This is a genomic window from Flavobacterium collinsii (assembly GCF_902804485.1).
In the GTDB taxonomy this organism is placed as follows: domain Bacteria; phylum Bacteroidota; class Bacteroidia; order Flavobacteriales; family Flavobacteriaceae; genus Flavobacterium; species Flavobacterium collinsii.
Window position 1 is genome coordinate 66954 of the sequence record NZ_CADCST010000078.1, and the last position, 19843, is coordinate 86796.

At 35.0% G+C, this 19843-nt stretch carries 14 protein-coding genes; 9 read left to right on the forward strand and 5 right to left on the reverse strand.

The features are described 5' to 3' along the window. The first annotated feature begins 372 nt into the window (after nt 1–372). The 3 genes from FLA105534_RS09890 (at nt 373) to FLA105534_RS09900 (ending at nt 5775) form a co-directional block, all read left to right on the forward strand. Nucleotides 373–3804: a hypothetical protein gene (locus tag FLA105534_RS09890; protein WP_173965962.1), complete on the forward strand. Its 3432-nt coding sequence runs from the start codon at nt 373–375 to the stop codon at nt 3802–3804. A gap of 63 nt (nt 3805–3867) precedes the next feature. Further along, complete coding sequence (locus FLA105534_RS09895) at nt 3868–4458, forward strand: hypothetical protein (protein WP_173965963.1); 591 nt, start codon at nt 3868–3870, stop codon at nt 4456–4458. Between the two features lie 240 nt (nt 4459–4698). Further along, the gene (locus FLA105534_RS09900; RefSeq protein ID WP_173965964.1) at nt 4699–5775 is read left to right on the forward strand and encodes a glycosyltransferase; all 1077 of its coding nucleotides are present in this window, start codon (nt 4699–4701) and stop codon (nt 5773–5775) included. On the opposite strand, the gene FLA105534_RS09905 is transcribed toward FLA105534_RS09900, so the two are convergent. The 3 genes from FLA105534_RS09905 to FLA105534_RS09915 all read right to left on the reverse strand — a co-directional run bounded on the left by FLA105534_RS09905 (nt 5772) and on the right by FLA105534_RS09915 (nt 9250). Beyond that, nucleotides 5772–7076: a porin gene (locus FLA105534_RS09905; protein ID WP_173965965.1), complete on the reverse strand. Its 1305-nt coding sequence runs from the start codon at nt 7074–7076 to the stop codon at nt 5772–5774. The two genes, FLA105534_RS09900 and FLA105534_RS09905, sit on opposite strands and share 4 nt — an antisense overlap. Before the next feature lie 173 nt (nt 7077–7249). After that, nucleotides 7250–8329 carry a sensor histidine kinase gene (locus FLA105534_RS09910; RefSeq protein WP_173965966.1) on the reverse strand — a complete coding sequence of 360 codons (1080 nt, stop codon included), beginning with the start codon at nt 8327–8329 and terminating at the stop codon, nt 7250–7252. 237 nt (nt 8330–8566) lie between these two features. After that, nucleotides 8567–9250, reverse strand: coding sequence for a response regulator transcription factor (locus tag FLA105534_RS09915; protein WP_041518469.1), 684 nt, complete (start codon nt 9248–9250; stop codon nt 8567–8569). Between the two features lie 233 nt (nt 9251–9483). On the opposite strand from FLA105534_RS09915, the gene FLA105534_RS09920 reads away from it, so the two are divergent. The 4 genes from FLA105534_RS09920 (at nt 9484) to FLA105534_RS09935 (ending at nt 15470) form a co-directional block, all read left to right on the forward strand. Beyond that, nucleotides 9484–12285 (forward strand): TonB-dependent receptor, encoded by a 2802-nt coding sequence (locus tag FLA105534_RS09920; protein ID WP_173965967.1) that lies wholly within the window; start codon nt 9484–9486, stop codon nt 12283–12285. A gap of 191 nt (nt 12286–12476) precedes the next feature. Next, nucleotides 12477–13889, forward strand: a complete 1413-nt coding sequence (locus tag FLA105534_RS09925; RefSeq protein WP_173965968.1) for a YdgA family protein — start codon at nt 12477–12479, stop codon at nt 13887–13889. A 109-nt stretch (nt 13890–13998) separates the two neighbouring features. Continuing rightward, nucleotides 13999–14337, forward strand: coding sequence for a T9SS type A sorting domain-containing protein (locus FLA105534_RS09930; RefSeq protein WP_173965969.1), 339 nt, complete (start codon nt 13999–14001; stop codon nt 14335–14337). Nucleotides 14338–14489: 152 nt separating this feature from the next. Further along, the gene (locus FLA105534_RS09935; RefSeq protein WP_173965970.1) at nt 14490–15470 is read left to right on the forward strand and encodes a LuxE/PaaK family acyltransferase; all 981 of its coding nucleotides are present in this window, start codon (nt 14490–14492) and stop codon (nt 15468–15470) included. A gap of 57 nt (nt 15471–15527) precedes the next feature. On the opposite strand, the gene tyrS is transcribed toward FLA105534_RS09935, so the two are convergent. Further along, nucleotides 15528–16823, reverse strand: a complete 1296-nt coding sequence (tyrS, locus tag FLA105534_RS09940; RefSeq protein ID WP_173965971.1) for a tyrosine--tRNA ligase — start codon at nt 16821–16823, stop codon at nt 15528–15530. Nucleotides 16824–17068: 245 nt separating this feature from the next. Here tyrS and FLA105534_RS09945 point away from each other — a divergent pair, with 245 nt between their 5' ends. Together FLA105534_RS09945 and FLA105534_RS09950 are read left to right on the forward strand one after the other, a co-directional pair. Further along, nucleotides 17069–18298 carry a porin family protein gene (locus FLA105534_RS09945; protein ID WP_173965972.1) on the forward strand — a complete coding sequence of 410 codons (1230 nt, stop codon included), beginning with the start codon at nt 17069–17071 and terminating at the stop codon, nt 18296–18298. An 80-nt stretch (nt 18299–18378) separates the two neighbouring features. Further along, nucleotides 18379–19380: an NAD-dependent epimerase/dehydratase family protein gene (locus FLA105534_RS09950; RefSeq protein ID WP_173965973.1), complete on the forward strand. Its 1002-nt coding sequence runs from the start codon at nt 18379–18381 to the stop codon at nt 19378–19380. A 3-nt stretch (nt 19381–19383) separates the two neighbouring features. On the opposite strand, the gene FLA105534_RS09955 is transcribed toward FLA105534_RS09950, so the two are convergent. Then, nucleotides 19384–19842 carry a DUF4296 domain-containing protein gene (locus FLA105534_RS09955; protein WP_173965974.1) on the reverse strand — a complete coding sequence of 153 codons (459 nt, stop codon included), beginning with the start codon at nt 19840–19842 and terminating at the stop codon, nt 19384–19386. Nucleotide 19843 lies beyond the last annotated feature (1 nt).

Consider the following 19843-nt stretch of genomic DNA (forward strand, 5'->3'; position numbering starts at 1 on the left):
TGAAATTCTTTATCTTCAAATATAGCATTGCAATTGCAAGCTGTCTTTATCTTGCCTACTTTTTTTACAATCCGGAGCGTACGGGGAACATGATCAAAATGGGCACTGCGCTTGTTTTGGCGCTTTCTATTTTTATTACGATGTGCAATCAGATCAAGAGCAGAAGATAGTGCCTGGACATAAGTATAAAAAGTAACACGAATTGGCACTAATTTCTTTGTGTAATTAATTTCATAATCAAGGTTAGCCTATTAAAACTTGTGCAAATTAATAGAATTTTACAATTGAACTAACATCCTCCGGGGCTGAATCACAGACGCATTATTTCCCAATTATAAATACTACTTTTGATTTTTGAGAGTTAAAGTATTTATGTTAAAAAAATTACTGGTTCTAACATTTTTTATTTGGTTTTCCGGGCTTCAGGCTCAGGAAGCGATATCATCGTACAAAACCAAAAAAATAATTGCCAGCCGCGATACTATTCATCTTGAAGAAGTAAGTATCAATTCGGGATTCTTTCAGCTTTTCAATACCAAAAACGAACCTCTCGATTCCTCCTTTTATAAAGTTGATTTTAAAAAAGGAACACTACTTCTAAATGAAAAACTGGCGACAACCGCAGATACTTTAATCGTAAATTATTTAAAATATCCTGATTTTCTAACCCGGGAATATACCTTATACAAATCAAATCAGGTCGTATCAAATGACATTGGCTCTGAAAAGTTATATAAAATTGATAACGCTGTGGTAAAAAAAGTAACTCCTTTTGATGGTTTAAATACTTCGGGAAGTATTACAAGAGGACTCACCGTTGGAAATAACCAAAACACAGTTTTAAACTCCAATCTGGATTTGCAGATTACGGGAAAAATATCAGACAAAATCAGTTTACGGGCTTCACTGCAAGACAGTAATATTCCGCTTCAGGATGGTGGTTATTCTCAAAAACTGGATCAGTTTGACAATATATTCATGGAGCTTTTTACGGATGACTGGAACATACGGGCAGGAGATGTTTTTTTAGAAAACAGAAAAACCCAGTTTTTAAATTTCAATAAAAAAGTTCAGGGACTTTCTGCCAGCTTTAACTTTGGTACAGAAGAAAGTAAAACCAATATTTTCGCTTCGGTAGCTTTTGTAAAAGGACAATATGCCAAAAGTACTTTTACTGGTCAGGAAGGAAATCAGGGGCCTTATAAATTAAAAGGACAAAATGGAGAATTGTATGTTCTTGTCATTTCGGGTTCAGAGCGCGTTTATGTAAATGGCGTTTTATTGAAACGCGGAGAAAACAACGATTATGTGATCGATTATAATGCCGGAGAGATTACTTTCACCTCTCTTTTTACGATTACTTCCGAAATGCGAATCAATGTAGAATATCAATATTCTGAGCGAAACTACAACAGGCTCGTGACCTACGCAGGCGGAACACATCAAAACAAAAACTGGAGTTTTGGCGGTTATCTTTATTCGGAGAATGACATGAAAAATCAGCCTTTACAGCAAAACCTGTCAACAGCTCAGGTTCAGGTTTTGAGCCAGGCCGGAGATGATACAAATTTAATGAAAGCACCATCAGCATATGAAGATACTTATGCCGACAATAAAATACTGTATAAAAAAAAATTAGTCAATTCTGTCGAAATTTATGAATATTCAAAGGATGTGAGCACTGTTTTATACAACGTAAAATTTAGTCTTGTCGGAAACAATACGGGTAATTACATCATTCAGAACAACAATTCTGTAGAGCGCATTTACGAGTATGTACCTCCTGTTAATGGAGTCCTACAAGGAAATTATGAGCCGATTGTGAATCTGATTGCACCAATTAAATTACAGGTAGCTACTTTTTTAGGAAAATACAATCCGGACGAAAAAACTCTGGTTGACTTCGAAATTGCAATAAGCAACAATGACAAAAACCTGTTCTCAAAAATAGATGACGCTAATAATGACGGTATCGCTATTAAAACCAATATTAAAAAACGTCTTTTTACTCGAGACTGGACATTAGATGCCTTTGCCAACTATCAATTTGTTCAGGAGGATTTTAGATCTGTAGAACGTTTGTACAATATCGAGTTTAATCGCGACTGGAACTTAAACGAAACTCTTTTAGGAAACCAAAGTATGTTAATCACTGGATTAAATTTTGATTTATTTACTAAGAAGGAAACGTCCAATATTGGCTTGTTTACCTACCAATTTGAGAAATTAGATTATTCAGAGAGTTATTCCGGATCGCGTCATACCACAACGGCATTGTTTAAGCTGCAACACTGGACCATCGAAAATCAGGGTAGCTTCCTGAATTCAGATGCTACAAATTCTACTTCAAAGTTTATACGAAACCAAACCAGAACCAAGTATCATTTTGGCAAAAACTGGGTTGGGGCAAGTATGCAGTTAGAAAACAATCAGCAGCGAAATAAAATCACCAATCAATTTTCGGCATTAAGCCAAAGATTCTCAGAATATGGTGCCTTTATTGGTCGTGGTGACAGTACTAAGGTTTTTGTGGAAATTGGCTATCTGCAACGCCGAAACGACAGTTTGCAAAATGGATTTTTACAACACGTAAACAACTCTCAAACCTATTTCTTAAAATCGAAATTAATTCAGAATAGAAAAACAGACCTAGCTGTATATGCCAGCTATCGCAAATTAGATTTCACTGATGCAGCCCGAAAAAATGAGCCCACATTAAATTCCCGAATACTATATAATGATCGTTTTTTCAATCAGCTGCTGCAAATTGGAACCACCTATGAAACCAGTTCAGGAACGATTGCCCAACAGGAGTTTACCTATATTGAAGTTCCGACGGGTCAGGGTGTTTATACCTGGAACGATTACAACGGAAACGGAATTCAGGAACTCGAAGAATTTGAAATTGCTGCCTTTCCCGATCAGGCGCGGTTTATTAGAATCTTTCTGCCCAATCGGATTTATATCAAAACCAATCAAAATAAATTCTCTCAATCTATGGCCCTAAATCCATTGCAATGGCAGAACGAAACCGGTTTTAAAAAACTCCTGTCCTACTTTTACAATCAGACTTCCTTCATTATGGATCGCAAAGTAAAAAGTCAGGGAGAACGTCTGGAATTGAATCCGTTTTATTCTTCAGAAGAAAATATTCTGGGACTTAATTCGAGTTTCAGAAATAGTTTGTACTACAATCGGGGCAAACAAAAACATTCTGTTACCTATACTTATTTGGTCAATAAAGGCAAAAACCTGCTTTCGATTGGATCGCAAAATGTTCAAAACAATTCACATCAATTGCAATACACACATTTGTATCAAAAAAGCTGGCTGTTTAACTTCTTTACCAAAACGATTAAAACCGACCTGGTTTCTGAAGATTTTGTCGAAAAAAACTATGCTATCACGGGCTACCAAATGGCTCCCAAAGTGAGTTATTTGTTCTCAAAAAACACCAGTCTGGATTTCTTTTTTGAGTTTCAGAACAAAGAAAATCAGATAGGAAACTTTGAAACTCTGGTTCAAAATCGATTGGGGACTTCTTTTTCGTTTGCGGGAGAGAAAAAAATAACGGTTAATGGAGAATTTTCTTTTTATCAGAATAAATTCACAGGAAATGAATTTTCATCTGTCGGTTTTCAAATGCTTGAAGGACTTCAGGCAGGGCAAAATCTGGTGTGGAAGTTTCTTTTACAAAAAAACATCACACAGTTTTTAGATGTGAATTTAAATTATCAGGGACGAAAAAGTGAGACAGGCTCCGTGGTTCACACCGGAAACATACAGCTTCGCGCTTATTTTTAACACTTTACCGAAAACCTATTTAAAAATTGTTTAATTTTAATTGAAATTTAAACTTGTAACATTATGAAAAAATTATTAGTACTTTGTTTTGTAGTTCTTCTGTCTTCTAATTTCTATGGACAAGAGTCAATTACAAAAGCAGCGAAAAGTAAAACGGAAGCCGCCGCTAAAAAGAAAAAAGCGGAAGCAGATAAAGCAAAAGCAGACGCTAAAAAAGAAACTGCAAAATCCAAAAAGGCAGCGGATGATGCCAGCAAAGCGGCAGCAAAAGCGACAAAAGAATCTGCAAGTGCTGCTAAAAAAACGGCCGACAAGCAGGCCACTAAAGCAAAAAGTGAAGCATCGAAAGCAAAAAGTGATGCTGTCAAAGCAACAAAAACTGCTGACAAAGCTGCCAGTACAAAAGCAGCAAACGCAAAAGCTGATGTAACAAAAACAGCAGCAAAAGCGACTGAAGCATCAACAGCAGCTAAAAAAGAGGCCACCGCAGCTAAAAAAACAGCCGCCAAAACCATTAAAGAAACGAATGAAAAAGCTCCAAAAGTAGCCGACAAAGTAACTGGCGAATACAATGGAAAAAAAGTATATACCGGACCTAAAGGCGGTAAATACTACATTAATAAAAATGGTAATAAAACCTATATTCAGGAATAAAATTCATTTTATCGATATCTGAAAGGGGTTACTTACAGTAACTCCTTTTTTTTTGTCTATTGAGAAACCAAATATTCGTTAACATACAAGTAACTTTTCCTTCCGAACACTACTAATTCCAAAACCTAAGCAGCGAATTATATGGGCTGAACGGCCTTATAGAGTTAATAATTTAGTAATACGTGTGAAATATCATAAAAAGCATATTTCTTTATCTTCGTTTTTAAAAAGCGTTACACCATGAGCATTGATTATTCTGCGAACAAAACAATTTTAGTTGCTCCACTAAACTGGGGACTGGGCCATGCTACAAGATGTATCCCTATTATAAAAGCGCTTCAAGAAAACAATTATATTCCTATAATCGCTTCTGACGGTATTGCACTGGCATTGCTGCGAAAGGAATTCCCATACATTCAGACCCTTGAATTGCCGTCTTACCATATCGAATATGCCAAGAATGCCAAAAACTTCAAATGGAAGCTGATTAAAAACCTGCCCAAAATGATTGTGGCTATTCTTGACGAGAAAAAAATAGTAAAAAGCTGGATCAAAAAACATGGAATAGACGGAATTATCTCGGATAACCGACTGGGAGTTTTTAGTAAAAAAGTTCCCTCTGTGTTTATGACGCATCAATTGAATGTAATGACAGGGAACACAACCTGGTTTACCAGTAAATGCCATCAGCATATTATAAAAAAATATACCGAATGCTGGGTTCCGGATACTAATGATTCCGTTAATCTAACCGGTGATTTAGGCCATCTGAAAACGAATGATCTAAACTTAAAATATATTGGTCCGTTAAGTAGAATGCGCAAAAAGGATACTCCAAAAGTGTACGATTTGATGATCATCTTGTCGGGGCCTGAACCTCAGCGTACTTTTTTGGATGAAAAACTACAGAAAGAAGTCGTCAATTATAAAGGTAAAGTGGTGTTTATACAAGGCATCGTTGAGAAGACACAAAACAAATGGCAGGCCGGAAATGTTACCTATTACAATTTCATGAACTCAAAACAGTTGGAACAGACTTTTAACGAAAGTGAATTTGTATTATGCCGTTCGGGTTATACAACTGTTATGGATTTAGCCAAATTAGGCAAGAAAGCCTTTTTCATTCCAACTCCAGGGCAATACGAACAGGAATATCTGGCGATAAAACTTCAGAAAGAAAATTTAGTACCCTATGTAATGCAAGACGACTTTACCATTGAAGATCTTTCAAAAGTAAAGTCGTTTAAAGGTTTGACTCAATTTAACGATACAATAGACTGGGATTCTTTATTTACCGTTTTTGAGGATAAAATCTAGAAGTTAAACTGTGCCTGCAAACGCAATAAATTTCCTTGCTGTCTGTTAATTGGAAGTGCACTGTCCTGGAAAGTTCTATCGGCAATAACATATTCGGCAGTAAGTTCAAAGGCTTTTAGAGGCTGCCATTCTATGCCAAATTCATAATCTCTAACGACATAACTTCTGGCATCTTTCTCATATTTCTTCCCTCCGTCGTAATATTGAAATTTGGCGAAAGGATAAATATGCTGTTTTTTAATATCTAATTTGTAGTTCAGTAATACATAACCACCATCCAGATCTGTTTCATCGACTGCGTTAGTTACTGAATTGTATCTTGGTCCTTTTCCGATATTGTACTCAGTCTGAATTCCAAAAGGTCTTGGATATAGTACGAATGTTGCTCCTACCCTTTGATCTTTTATGTGCTGTGAATTGTTCACTTTAACTCCTGATGAAATTTCACCTGAAAAAGCCCATTTTCCGGCATAAGCCTGAATTCCGGGTTCGATAATCTGACTACCAATCACAAATGGGTAGGTTACTCTTGCCACCACATTCAAATCTCTGTTTCCATCTAATCTATTCGCAATTTGACCATTGTAAACTCCAAAAGCGAAAACACCATAATCACCTGATCCTTTATAACCGTCTTTTACCAACATTTCAAAACGCTCTCTAATTTTAGCCGGTGCCCAGTAAAAGAACATTCCTAAATCACGTTCGTTTAATATTGCACTGTTCAACGCATCGTTTCGATCTAAAGTTAAACGCTGTCCACTTGACTGCATATTTTCGAAACCGTATGGTATTTTACTCTGCCCGACACGTAATCTGTACTCTCTCTTCTTATCAAAAGAAAGGTCAAAATATAAATCCCTAACCTGAACAAAATTCTGAACTCCTGTAACCGGAGAACTCGCAAAATCAGGTTGAAAATAGAAAAATACATTTGGATGAACCTGACCAGAAAACACTAAACGTGCACGTCTGATAAATAAACCATTGTTTGCTTTTGCATCCGGGGCTGTAGAAGTTGTCCCCCAAGATCTGTCGCACTGATCACAGGAGACTTTATCGTTTGTAGAAAACAAACCGTTGTATCGTATCTGTGCATAACCTCTTAAAGAAATCTTGTCGTACCAACGATCCTTATCCTTTTCATCATCACTATTCCCGGATTCCGTCTCCGGTAACTTCGATTTGTTGATTGAATCAAGAAGACGAACTACTTCTTTTTTTACATCTTCTTTCTTTAAGTCCTGTGCGTTTGATACACAAGTAATTAGCAAAAAAACTGCTATTAGTTTTATTTTCATTCTTTCTATTTTCTTATGCCTTAATTTTCGAATGCAAAGATCTGGCACCTATGTTAAGATATCATTAACAAGGTGTTACTATAATAAAAAGGAATTGTTGCGAAATGGTTACGCAAATTGAGTTAGTGTTAAAACACCCTGTTTTACGATACCTCGCTCAAACAAGCTTACAATTATTTAACTTCGGCTTTTATTGTTTTGTTTGCTTTTTCAAGCGTAAAAGAAAATTCAGAACCAATTCCGAACTCACTTTCTACATATACTTTCTCTTTATGTGCTTCAATAATATGTTTTACGATGGCCAATCCTAATCCGGAACCGCCTTCTGAACGGGTTCCACTTTTATCCACTCTGTAAAAACGCTCAAAAAGTCTTGGGATATTTTGTTTTTCAACACCTTCCCCATTATCACTAATACGGATTAAGACTTTTTTCTTGGTCAGATTAACCACTCCTACTTCGGTCAAACCGCCCTCTTTACCGTACTTAATAGAGTTCACGATCAGGTTTTCCAGAACTTGCTGAATTCTGTCCTTATCTCCACGAATGATTACCGACTTAATGTTCTTACTTTCAAAAGCCAATTTAATTTTCTTCTTGTCGGCCTTCATTTCCAGTAAATCGAAGACATTCTGAATCAGTTCTACAATATCAAAATCACTCATGATTAAATCCAGATCTCCTGATTCCAGCTTGGTGATCATGTCCAGATCTTCGACGATATAAATCAATCGTTCAACGCCTTTTTCAGCGCGCTTTAAATATTTTTTTCGAATATTCTTATCTTCCATAGCGCCATCCAACAAAGTCGAAACATATCCCTGAACCGTAAACAAAGGTGTTTTCAGCTCATGTGAAACATTTCCAAGAAACTCACGTCGGTATTGTTCCCTGATTTCCAGCATTTCAATTTCCAGCTTTTTATCCGTAGCAAACTTTTTCACTTCACGTGAAAGCGTTTCCATATCCGTAGTTATAGGTTGATTGATCAATGTTGTTGTCTCTAATAATGAAACCTCATCGTATATCTTCTTGACTCTTCTGTAAATAAAACGCTCCACACGGTATTGCAAGACCAGGAACGAAAACGCATAAATGGATATTATAAAGATTATTCCGAATGCAAATTGATACTTCAACTGGTTTTTATAAAACAAGGACATCAATATCATCACAAATCCTGTTGCAAAAAGACTTATGTATAATGCTGACTTTACAGCAAATTTGTATGTTTTTTTAAAATTAATTTTCATTGAAATTATTGAGCCATTAAGAGATTAAGAAAATTAAGTTCTGTTTTGAGTTCTATTCTTTTGGGCAAAAGCAAAAAAGGAATAACTCAAAAACCATATAAGAAAATGAAGATTACACAAACTTCAATTCTTATATGGTTTAAATGTATTGAATATTTTAAAACAATTTGAATGAATTTAAATCCTGATTAAAACCCTTAGCCACGCAGCTTTTCAGAACCTCAGCAGCTTAAAAAGCTAAACTTCAAATTTATAACCCACTCCTTTTATTGTTTTAAAAAGGTCTTCTCCTATTTTCTCACGAAGTTTTCGAATATGAACATCAATGGTTCTACCTCCTACTACAACCTCGTTCCCCCATACTTTATCCAGAATTTCGTCTCTTTTGAAAACTTTTCCCGGTTTTGAGGCCAATAAGTAAAACAATTCGAATTCTTTTCTTGGTAAGGCGATCTCCACGTTTCCTTTGATGATTTTATATTCTTCGCGGTTGATCTCGATTCCTCCCACATTTAAAGTGTCACTTACAACTTCTTGTTCTTTTAACCTTCTTAACAGCGCCTTTACTTTGGAGACCAATAATTTCGGTTTTATTGGTTTTGTGATATAATCATCTGCACCCGCATCAAAACCAGCAACTTGTGAATAATCCTCACTTCTTGCCGTAAGGAATGTTATGATAACATTATTTAATTCAGGAATTTTTCTAATGTGTTCGCAGGCTTCCATTCCGTCCATTTCTGCCATCATTACATCCATAATAATCAAGTCCGGCAATTCTTTCTGAGCCTTTGCTATTGCTTCTTTTCCGTTAGAAGCAGTTACAATCTGGTAGCCCTCCTGAGCAAGGTTATAGCCAACGATTTCTAAGATATCTGGTTCATCGTCAACTAATAAAATCTTGGTTTGTGTTTTTTTCATAAATAGCAAAAATTGAGATTTTTACATCAAATTTTCTTTATTATACATTCGATGATTTTCATTTGAGATGGTAAATATACTAATAAAACAACCGTTAAAAATTGCGGTTAACGGTAATTTAATCTGGTAACAATTTGATAATCTACGCAACACGAAAACATAACAAGTGGCTAACATGAACTTTACACAGCGTTTCTTTCTTTGCACAAAAATAAATTAAACACAACACTGAAATGAAATTCAATTTAAAATTTCTATTTATCACATTATTCATCTGTACGATTTCGATCGCACAAAACAAAGGTACGATTTCTGGTGTATTAACCGACAAAGAAACCAACAATGAAGCTTTACCTTTCGCAAATGTTTTATTAAAGGGAACTAACATTAGCGCGAACACTGACATTGAGGGAAAATATTCCTTAAATGTAAATCCGGGAAATTATATCATTATTTTTAGTTTCGTTGGATATGAATCTATAGAAAAGCCAGTAACTGTTAAAGCAAATGAAACTCTTACGGTAAATCAGGTACTTTCATCAGGAAGTTTTACACTTAAAGATGTTGTTGTAAAATCGTCTGCCGTAAACAAAGAAAAAGAAACCGCCTTATTACTCGATCAAAAAAACGCTGTCGTTATCAAACAAAGCATTGGAGCACAGGAAATGTCAAGAAAAGGTGTTAGTGATGTCGAAGAAGGTTTGACAAAAATCACCGGAATTACAAAAGTAGGTTCAAGAGGTTTATTTGTTCGTGGATTAGAAGACCGATACAACAATTTATTAATCAATGATCTTGCCGCTCCAACAAACAATCCTTTTTTAAAGATTATCCCATTGGACTTATTTTCAACTGATATTGTTGGTGTTATAGAAGTATACAAGACTTTCAACCCTAATATATATGGTGACTTCGCTGGAGGAACATTTAATATTCAGACTTCGAAAAACACAAAAAGCATTACAAAAATTAATATCGGAACTAGTTATATTGCCAATAGTAATTTTAAAAGATTCTCTCTTTCTAAAGATGCAGACTCAGCAGAAGGTTTCTTTGGAATGACAGGAGACAATAGAAAACTACCTTCATTATTAGGAGGCACTCCTTCCGGACATGTTTTTACTCCTCAAGAATCGTTAAATTCATTTCAAAGTGGTTTTGATGTTTCACCTATAAGAAGTCCACTAAATACAAGTATTGGATTTTTACATTCAGAAAAATTCGACTTAGGTAAAGACAGAAACTTTTCTTATATATTTTCGATAAATGCTGAAAACAGCTATGGAATTCAAGAAGGAGTAGACAGAACTTTTGCCTATCAAAGTACCGGAATCGCTTACAAAACTGACTTTGTTACGACAGACAACCATTATAAAACTTCTTTAACAGGTTTATTAGGTTTAAATTATAGTGCCAAAAGATTCAAATTAGCTTACAATAGTCTTTTCATAAGAACTACTGACAATTTAATCAAAGATCAATTTGGTGTTGCAAATGCTGAAACTGGAACTGGAACAAACAAAACTCTTATCCGCACGAATCAATTAGACCAATCAAATTATTGGAATAATCAATTATTAGGAGAATACGCATTAACTGAAGACAAGAGTCAGACTGTAAAAGCTGGTATCTCTTATGCAAAAACAAAATACGACCAGCCTGACAGAAAAGCATTCTCAGGTGTAAAAACTGAAAATGAAGGAGTTATAGCTTCAATTGCCGGAAATAACTTTATCAAACAATATCTGGAAATTACCGGAAATTCATACTTCTCTGGATTAGCAGAATACAACTTAAAGTTTGGATCAGACAAAAATCATAAACTTACAGTTGGATATAACGGAAATAAATCAGATATGGAATCTTCTTACCGTTTTATTTCACCAACTACAGGTCCAAATGTTGATGCTCCTTTGAATAGTATTGACAATCAATTGAACGGCTACGTGGCTGGAGGTGCTTTTAACTACAGAGAAAGCTCTAACTCGACTTATAAAGCAATCCTAAAAGAAGGAACCAATGCCGGGTATGCAAATTTACTTTATAAGTTCAATGAAAAACTTGAAGTGAATGGTGGAGTAAGAGTAGAAAATGCAAATAGAACTACTAAGTACAGACAACAAGGTTCATTTGACGAACCATTCATAACTTTAAATTACGATAAAGTTTATTTTCTACCTTCGGTAAATACCAAATATAGTATTAATGAAAAATCAAATATTCGTTTAGCTGGTGGTGTAACTTATACAAAACCTGTAATAATGGAGGCCTATCCAATTGAATACATCAATGCCGATGGAACTTCTATGAAAGGAAACCCATATTTAGTAAATAGTGATAATTACAATGTTGATTTAAAATACGAGCTTTTCCCAACAGCAAAAGAAATGTTTGCAGTTGGTCTTTTTGGAAAGAAAATGAAAAATCCAATTGAAAGAACATTAACCGCTAATGCCGCAGGTTCTACAATCATTACCTATTTAAATTCAGACAATGCCGTTCTATACGGTGCAGAAATTGAATTCATATATGATTTAGGAAGACTTACTAATGCTTTTAAAGATTTCTCACTAGGATTCAACACTTCATTAATGAGTACAAAAGCAGAAGTAAAACCTTTTATCACAAATCCTGACGGAAGTACCTCACAATCAATAGAAACTCATAGATCAAGAGATTTACAAGGTGCTTCAAAATGGTTGATTAATTCTGATTTAAAATATCAATTTGACATTAATAAGAACTGGAATAATACTCTTTCATTAGTATATTCAGTATTTGGAAAGAGAATCTATGCGGTAGGAACAAATGGTTTAGATCATATTTACGAACTACCAGTACAACAATTAGATTTTGTATGGAGCAGTAAAATAAATGATCATTTTGATGTAAAATTCTCAGCAGACAACTTAATTGACCCTGCTCGTAAATTTGAAATAGGAGATAACAGCGTAACTCCTGTTGTAGGAGATCCGATAACAAGAAGTTACAAAAAAAGCCGAGGGTTTTCTTTAAGCCTTGGATACACATTCTAATACTATTTACTTTTATAAACACAAAGCTCTATTTCGATAGGGCTTTTTTTATACTCCATTATAAATCAACTTAACATTAAATTCATATTTAAGAGATTTTATAATAACAGTATTGTAATACTTAGCTAACACACATGAAGTATTCTCATCCTAATTTTGTCAGCAAAGAAATAAACTATTAAAACACAACTATGAAAACTAAATTTTTCGCTTTAGCCCTTTCTATTGGCTTATTATTTTCATCATGTAGTAGCGACAATGATCCGGCTCCATTTACTGTAGCTCCTTTAACAGGAACTGAAAGTATTGTTGTAGGAGCGACTACCACTTTTAGCAGTACAACTACTGGCGGTACTTACACAAGTGCTACACCTGCTGTTGCAACTGTTGCGGCTTCAACTGGGGTTATCACAGGAGTTTCTGTTGGTACTTCAGTTATTACTTACACAGTACAATCTGTTGCTGTTACAAAAACTGTAACTGTAACTGCTGTACCTGTAGCAACTGGAGAAATTACTGGTCCAATTACAGCTGATAAAACTTATGCTTTAGGAAACTATACTATGAAAGGTATGGTAAAAGTTAATTCAGGTGTAACATTAACCTTTGAAGCTGGTTCAACTATTACAGTTGATAAAACTACCGGAGATAATGCATTAGTAGTTTTAAATGGTGGTAAACTAATTATCAATGGTACTGCTGATAAACCAGTTGTATTTACTGAGAAATCTAAAATAGCTGGTTCTTGGGGAGGTATCATCATGTATGGTGACGCACCAATCAATGCTATCAACGGTGTAAAAACTTCTACTTCAGAAGATGGAAATGCTTTACCATATGGAGGAACAAATGCTGCTCATAACGGTGGTTCATTAAAATATGTAAGAGTAGAGTATGCTGGTTCTAAATTAGCTGACGGAACTAAAGAATTAAACGGATTCTCTTTCTACTCTGTAGGATCAGGAACAACTTTAGATCACTTAGTATCTTACAAAGGTGCTGATGACGGATTCGAATTTTACGGAGGAACTGCAAGTTTAACAAATGCGATCTCGTACGAAAATACAGATGATTCTTTTGACTGGCAAGATGGATGGCAAGGTCAAGCCAATTCAAATTGGTATGCACGTCAAAATGTAAAAGGAAATTTCGGAATTGAAATCGAATCTTCTAAAAACAATAACGCTTACTTCCCTAAAGTTACAAATATCACTCTAAGAAGAATTGCTGGTACAACTCCTGAAGCAGTTGGAGATGTTCAAGTAGATGCTTTCCAATTCAAAAATGAAGGAAATGGTGATTTCAGTAACATTATCATCGATGGTTATGGTGACTATACTGAAGCTGGTAAAGTTTACACTGGTGCAGCTGTAAAAATACAAGATGCTTCAACAAACACAAACCAAGTAAACGGTGGTAAAATTAAAATTACTAAAGTTAAAATTACTAACACTTCTAAAAACATCTTAGGTGTAGTGGTAGCTCCATGGGACGGTATTGTTACATTCCCTGCTGGAAATTTTGTAACAGATGATACTGCTACTGGAGCTTCAATAACTGGAGGTGCCTGGGCAACAGTTAATGGTGTTGATTTGACTAAATAAAAGTTTAAAAAACAATATTGTTAAAAACATCCTAAAAATTTAGGATGTTTTTTTTTGGTGTAATTTTTGTACTTTTTTTTTGTATATTTACAGTAACCAAAATAACGCGATGGCAAAAAATTACTTTTATATTACTTTCTTATTGGCTTTTTTCTTTACTGTAAGTGTTTCAGCACAAGACAGTAAGCAATTACCAAAACCTCAACAGACCGCAACCATTGAGGGTTTAAGCTTGTACCCTAATCCAGTGACTGGTGGAAAAGTAACTATCTCCTCTAAAAATGATTTAGAAAAAGAGATCATCATCTTTGATGTTTTAGGTAAAAAAGTACTTCAAACACATTTAAGTTCACGAGAATTAAACGTTTCGGATCTCGTTCCCGGCGTTTACATCATCAAAATAAGTGAGGAAAATAATTCGGCAACACGAAAACTCATTATCCGATAAAACACAAAAGCTCTAATGAAAATTAGAGCTTTTTTAGTTTTCAGTCACAGTCTCGGTTTTCAGTTTCTACGAAAACCTAAAATGACAACTGAAAACTGTGACTGAATACTGTGACTGAAAACTAAAAACAATATCTTTGCACAAAAAAAGTTTTGATCACAGCCAACGATATATTTACCATTTCGAGTCAGAAACAATTTGAGAAAATAGCCCTAAAAGTGTTTCGTTTTCAACATGAGAATAATGTTGTATATCGTGATTTTTGCGATTTTTTAAAAGTAAATCCACAACAGATAAAATCACTGGAACAAATTCCTTTTTTACCCATTCAGTTTTTCAAGAGTCACAATGTCGTTTCCAATACTAATCCTGCTCAGGTAACTTTTACAAGCAGCGGAACAACCGGCATGATTACCAGCAGACATATTGTGACCGATGTAACCCTTTACGAAGAAAGCTACCGCAACGGATTTTCACAATTCTATGGCAACATAGAGGATTACGTTGTTTTAGCACTTTTACCGTCCTATCTCGAACGCGATGGATCTTCGCTAATCTATATGGTCGAAGACTTAATAAAACTCTCCAATCAGCCTGACAGTGGGTTTTACCTGCACAATCACGACGACCTGATTAAAAAGCTTACCACTTTAGACGAATCCGGTCAAAATGTGATCTTAATTGGGGTTACTTATGCCTTACTGGATCTGATTGAGAAACACCAATTCAATCTCCAGAATACCATTATTATGGAAACTGGCGGTATGAAAGGCAAACGTAAAGAAATGATTCGCGAAGAATTACACGAACAGCTTTGTGCAGGTTTTGGCGTTTCGGCCATTCATTCAGAATACGGCATGACCGAACTTCTGGGACAAGCTTATTCTCTGGGCGAAGGTATTTTTGAATGTCCGTCGTGGATGAACATTTTAGTTCGTGATCCCGAAGATGCGCTCACTTACGTGAAAGACGGAAAAACCGGTGGAATCAACGTTATTGATTTGGCCAATATCAATTCGTGTTCCTTTATTGCCACTCAGGATTTAGGCAAAAAATATCCCAACAACTCTTTCGAGGTATTGGGACGTTTTGATAATTCCGATATTCGTGGTTGTAACCTGATGGTGCTTTAGATGTTGATTTGTTAAACCGTTTAATCGCTCTCTAAACCGATTAAACAGTTAAACAATCTAAACCACTCTAATCACAAAATAATTCTTCTTTCCGCTTTGTAATAACACAAACTGATTATTAATTAAATCATTTGCAGTTAAGACAAAATCTTCTTTTATTTTTTCTCTGTTCACCGAGATCGAATTTGCGGTTAAGGCACGTCTTGCTTCTCCGTTTGATTTAAAGAAACCCGTTTTCTCGTTTAAAACCGTAATGATCTCCAAACCGTTTTCTAAATCAGCTTTTGCGATTTCAGCCTGAGGAACACCGTCAAAAACTTCCAAAAAAGTAGCTTCATCCAGTTTCTTCAAATCTTCGGCTGTAGAATTTCCAAACAAAATATTCGACGCCTGAATTGCTTTTTCCAATTCTTCTTCAGAGTGAACAAAAATGGTAATTTCTTCTGCCAGTTTCTTTTGTAAAACTCTTAAATGCGGAGCTGTTCTGTGCTCTTCGATTAAAGCATCAATCGTTTCTTTATCTAAAAACGTAAAGATTTTGATGTATTTCTCTGCATCTACGTCAGTTGAATTCACCCAAAACTGGTAAAATTTATACACTGAGGTTTTATCAGTATCCAACCAAACATTTCCACCTTCAGATTTTCCGAATTTAGACCCGTCTGCTTTTGTAATTAATGGTGTTGTTAACGCAAAAGCTTTAGCATTCTCTCCCCCCATTCTACGCACTAATTCTGTTCCAGTGGTAATATTCCCCCATTGATCAGAACCTCCCATTTGCAAAAGACAGTTGTTGTTCTTATATAAATGATAAAAATCGTATCCTTGAATTAATTGATAAGTAAATTCCGTGAAAGACATTCCTTCACCTTCTCCATTAATTCTTTTCTTAACAGAATCCTTCGCCATCATATAATTTACCGTAATACGCTTTCCAACCTCACGGGCAAAATCAATAAACGAGAATTCTTTCATCCAATCATAGTTATTAACCATAATTGGGGCGTTTGGTTCATTTGAATTAAAATCTAAGAAACGAGACAGAACACTTTTAATTCCCGCAACGTTTTTAGCCAAAGTTTCTTCGTTCAGCAAATTTCTTTCGTCAGATTTCCCAGAAGGATCACCAATCATTCCGGTCGCACCACCCACAAGAGCAACTGGCTGATGCCCAAAATTCTTTAAATGAACCAATAAAATAATCTGAACCATGCTGCCAATATGCAGTGAATCTGCCGTTGGATCGAAACCAATATAAGCCGCAGTTACTTCTTTTAGCAATTGTTCTTCCGTTCCTGGCATGCTATCATGATATAACCCGCGCCACTTTAATTCTTCAACTAGATTCTTCATTTTTTAAATAATTTGTGCAAATATAATCAATGGCAATGGCAATGACAAAAAGCAGTTCCAATATCAATAGTAAAAAGCAATTTCAACATCAAAATCCTTAGGCACAAAGAGAACATCCCTTAAAACTTTAGCCTTTCCAAAAACTCCAATTAAAACATATACAACTTTTCACATTTTGCATACAACCAATAACTTTTTACTTATTTTTACCTCAACTAATTAATAACCATCCAAAAATTACCTTTATGAAAAAACTTTTGCTTCTTGCAATCTTACTTTCTTACTCCTTTATTAATGCTCAGATCTCTTTTGAAAAAGGATATTTCATATCTAATAATGGAACCCGGACAGAATGCTTCATCAAAAACATAGACTGGAACTACAACCCGACAGATTTCAAGTACAAAATAAATAGCGAAGACACCGATACTAAAACCGAAACAATTACAAATGTCCAGGAGTTTGGAATTGAAAACCACACGACATACAAAAGAGCAAAAGTCAATATTGACCTTTCAAGTGATGTATTGGAAAGTTTTTCTACAGACAAAAATCCGATTTGGAAAGAGCAGCTCGTTTTCTTAAAAGTTCTTGTTAAAGGAGAGGCTTCTTTATATTACTATACCAATAATGACATTACAAGGTTCTTTTATGAAACAAAAGAAAGATCCGCAGAACAGCTTGTACATAAGGAATACATTGCTGAACTGAATAACTCACGGACAACAGTTGAAAACAATTACTTCAGACAACAATTATTCAACAATGTTAAGACCAAAAACACAACTGAATATGATGTTAAGAACCTGCCTTATAAAAAAGAGGCTCTTATGAAATATTTCCTGAAATACAATAATATCTCATCTGATGAAATCGAGAAAACAATTACCTCAGCAAATAAAAGTATTTATCATTTAAAGATAACTCCGGGTATTGGTTTTTCTTCTATTTCAATTGATGGTATCAATAGGGATGGATATAATAGTGTAGACTACTCTAAGAAAGCAACTTTTAAAATAGGATTGGAAGGCGAACTTATTCTTCCTTTCAACAAAAACAAATGGAGTCTTTTTATAAACCCAACCTATCAACAGTACGAAAACAAGAGTGAAACCGGAGTAATAAATTACATGAATGATGGTATGAGAGTCGAATTTCCCTCTGAAGTTAAATACTCAGCCATACAGATTCCTTTTGGAGTACGTCATTATTTTTTCCTAAGCAGCAAATCTAAAATATTTATTAATGCCGGTTATGCCATTGATGTAAGTGGTAAATTCAAACTTACAAGCAAACCAACCAACTTAGACAGCTCTACAAGCGGTAATTTTCTAACCGGACTTGGTTACAATTTCAAGAACAAAGTGACTGCAGAAATTAGAGCAAATAGCCGCAAGGATATCCTTACCGGATTTACCTCTTATAGCGGAGCTTACAGATCATTAGATTTTATACTAGGGTATACTATTTTCTAAAAAAACAAAATTGAATAAAAACTTGCGCCTTTAAACCTGTCTCTCTTTGCATCTTTAGTCCAAAATACTATCTTTACGAGATGGTATTAGTAACAGGAGGCACAGGTTTAGTTGGCGCACATTTATTACTTCATTTGATTGAAAATGAAGAAAATGTTCGGGCTATTTACCGAAATCTGAATAATATTGAGAAAACCAAATCGGTTTTTGAATTGTACAAAAAAGGAGAGCTGTTTGAAAAAATCGAATGGGTTGAAGCAGACATTTTAGATGTCCCTTCTTTAGAAATCGCCTTTATAAACATTGATTATGTATATCATTGTGCCGCACTGATCTCATTTGACCCCAAAGACGAAGAAGCACTTCGAAAAATCAATATCGAAGGAACTGCCAATATGGTTAATTTTTCGATTGCCAGAGCGGTAAAGAAGTTCTGCTTTATAAGCTCTATTGCTGCTTTAGGTGATTTAGCAGCTCATGAAACTTACATTACAGAAGAAACAGACTGGAACCCCGAGAAACCTCATAGTGATTACGCAATTTCTAAATACGGAGCCGAAATGGAAGTTTGGCGTGGTTTACAGGAAGGCTTAGACGTAATTATCTTAAATCCGGGTGTTATTCTGGGGCCAATCCCGAAGAACAAAACAAACGTACAGGGAAGTGCAGAACTCTATGCCAAAGTTGCCAACGGACTTTCTTTTTATACTCTTGGAAGTACCGGTTTTGTTGCTATAAATGATGTGACAAAAATTGCTAATCAATTAATGAAAAGCGACATTAAAAACGAACGCTTTACTTTAATTGCCGACAATATTGTTTTTCAGGATATCCTAAACACGATTGCCGATACTTTAAAAGTAAAAAAACCAAGCATTCATGCTACGCCGGTATTCATGAATTTCCTTTGGGTCGTCGATGCGATTTTTTCGACTTTATTTTTTCAGAAAAGACGTCTTACAAAAGCAACTGCAAAGGCCTCCTATTCCAATAATCTGTATTCTAATGAAAAAATAAAAACCGCTCTGGGAACGGTTTTTCAGGATGTACATGAGTACATAAAAAATATTTCAAAACTTTAACAACTATCGATCTAATCGTTTTGTTTTTCGGATAGAATCCAGTTTCACCTTTGTTAGATTATTCCCTACTGTATCTTTAAGTTTGGTTTTCTTTGCTTTTGCTGCATTTTTCTCTTCAATTTTTAATATCGAATCTACAGCTCTTTGATTAACAGCCAAACGTTTTCCAACTTCATCAAACATGCTTTTATAATTCTCATAATCAGCCGCATAGTAACGATTACTCTGTGAAAATTGCAAACTATCAATCTTGTACTTTTTCAGGATAAACGCCGTAGGACTTGTTTCGACTGAATCTACCGAAACAGGATGCTGATACTTCATAGCTTCAATAAGAGAGAGATCATACATAATATCAACCATTTTATCTTTCTCGATAAGCTTTGCAGGCTGTTTGACCAACTCTTTTTTACAACTTACAGAAAGAAACAACACCAATATTATTACTATAAAATTTTTCATC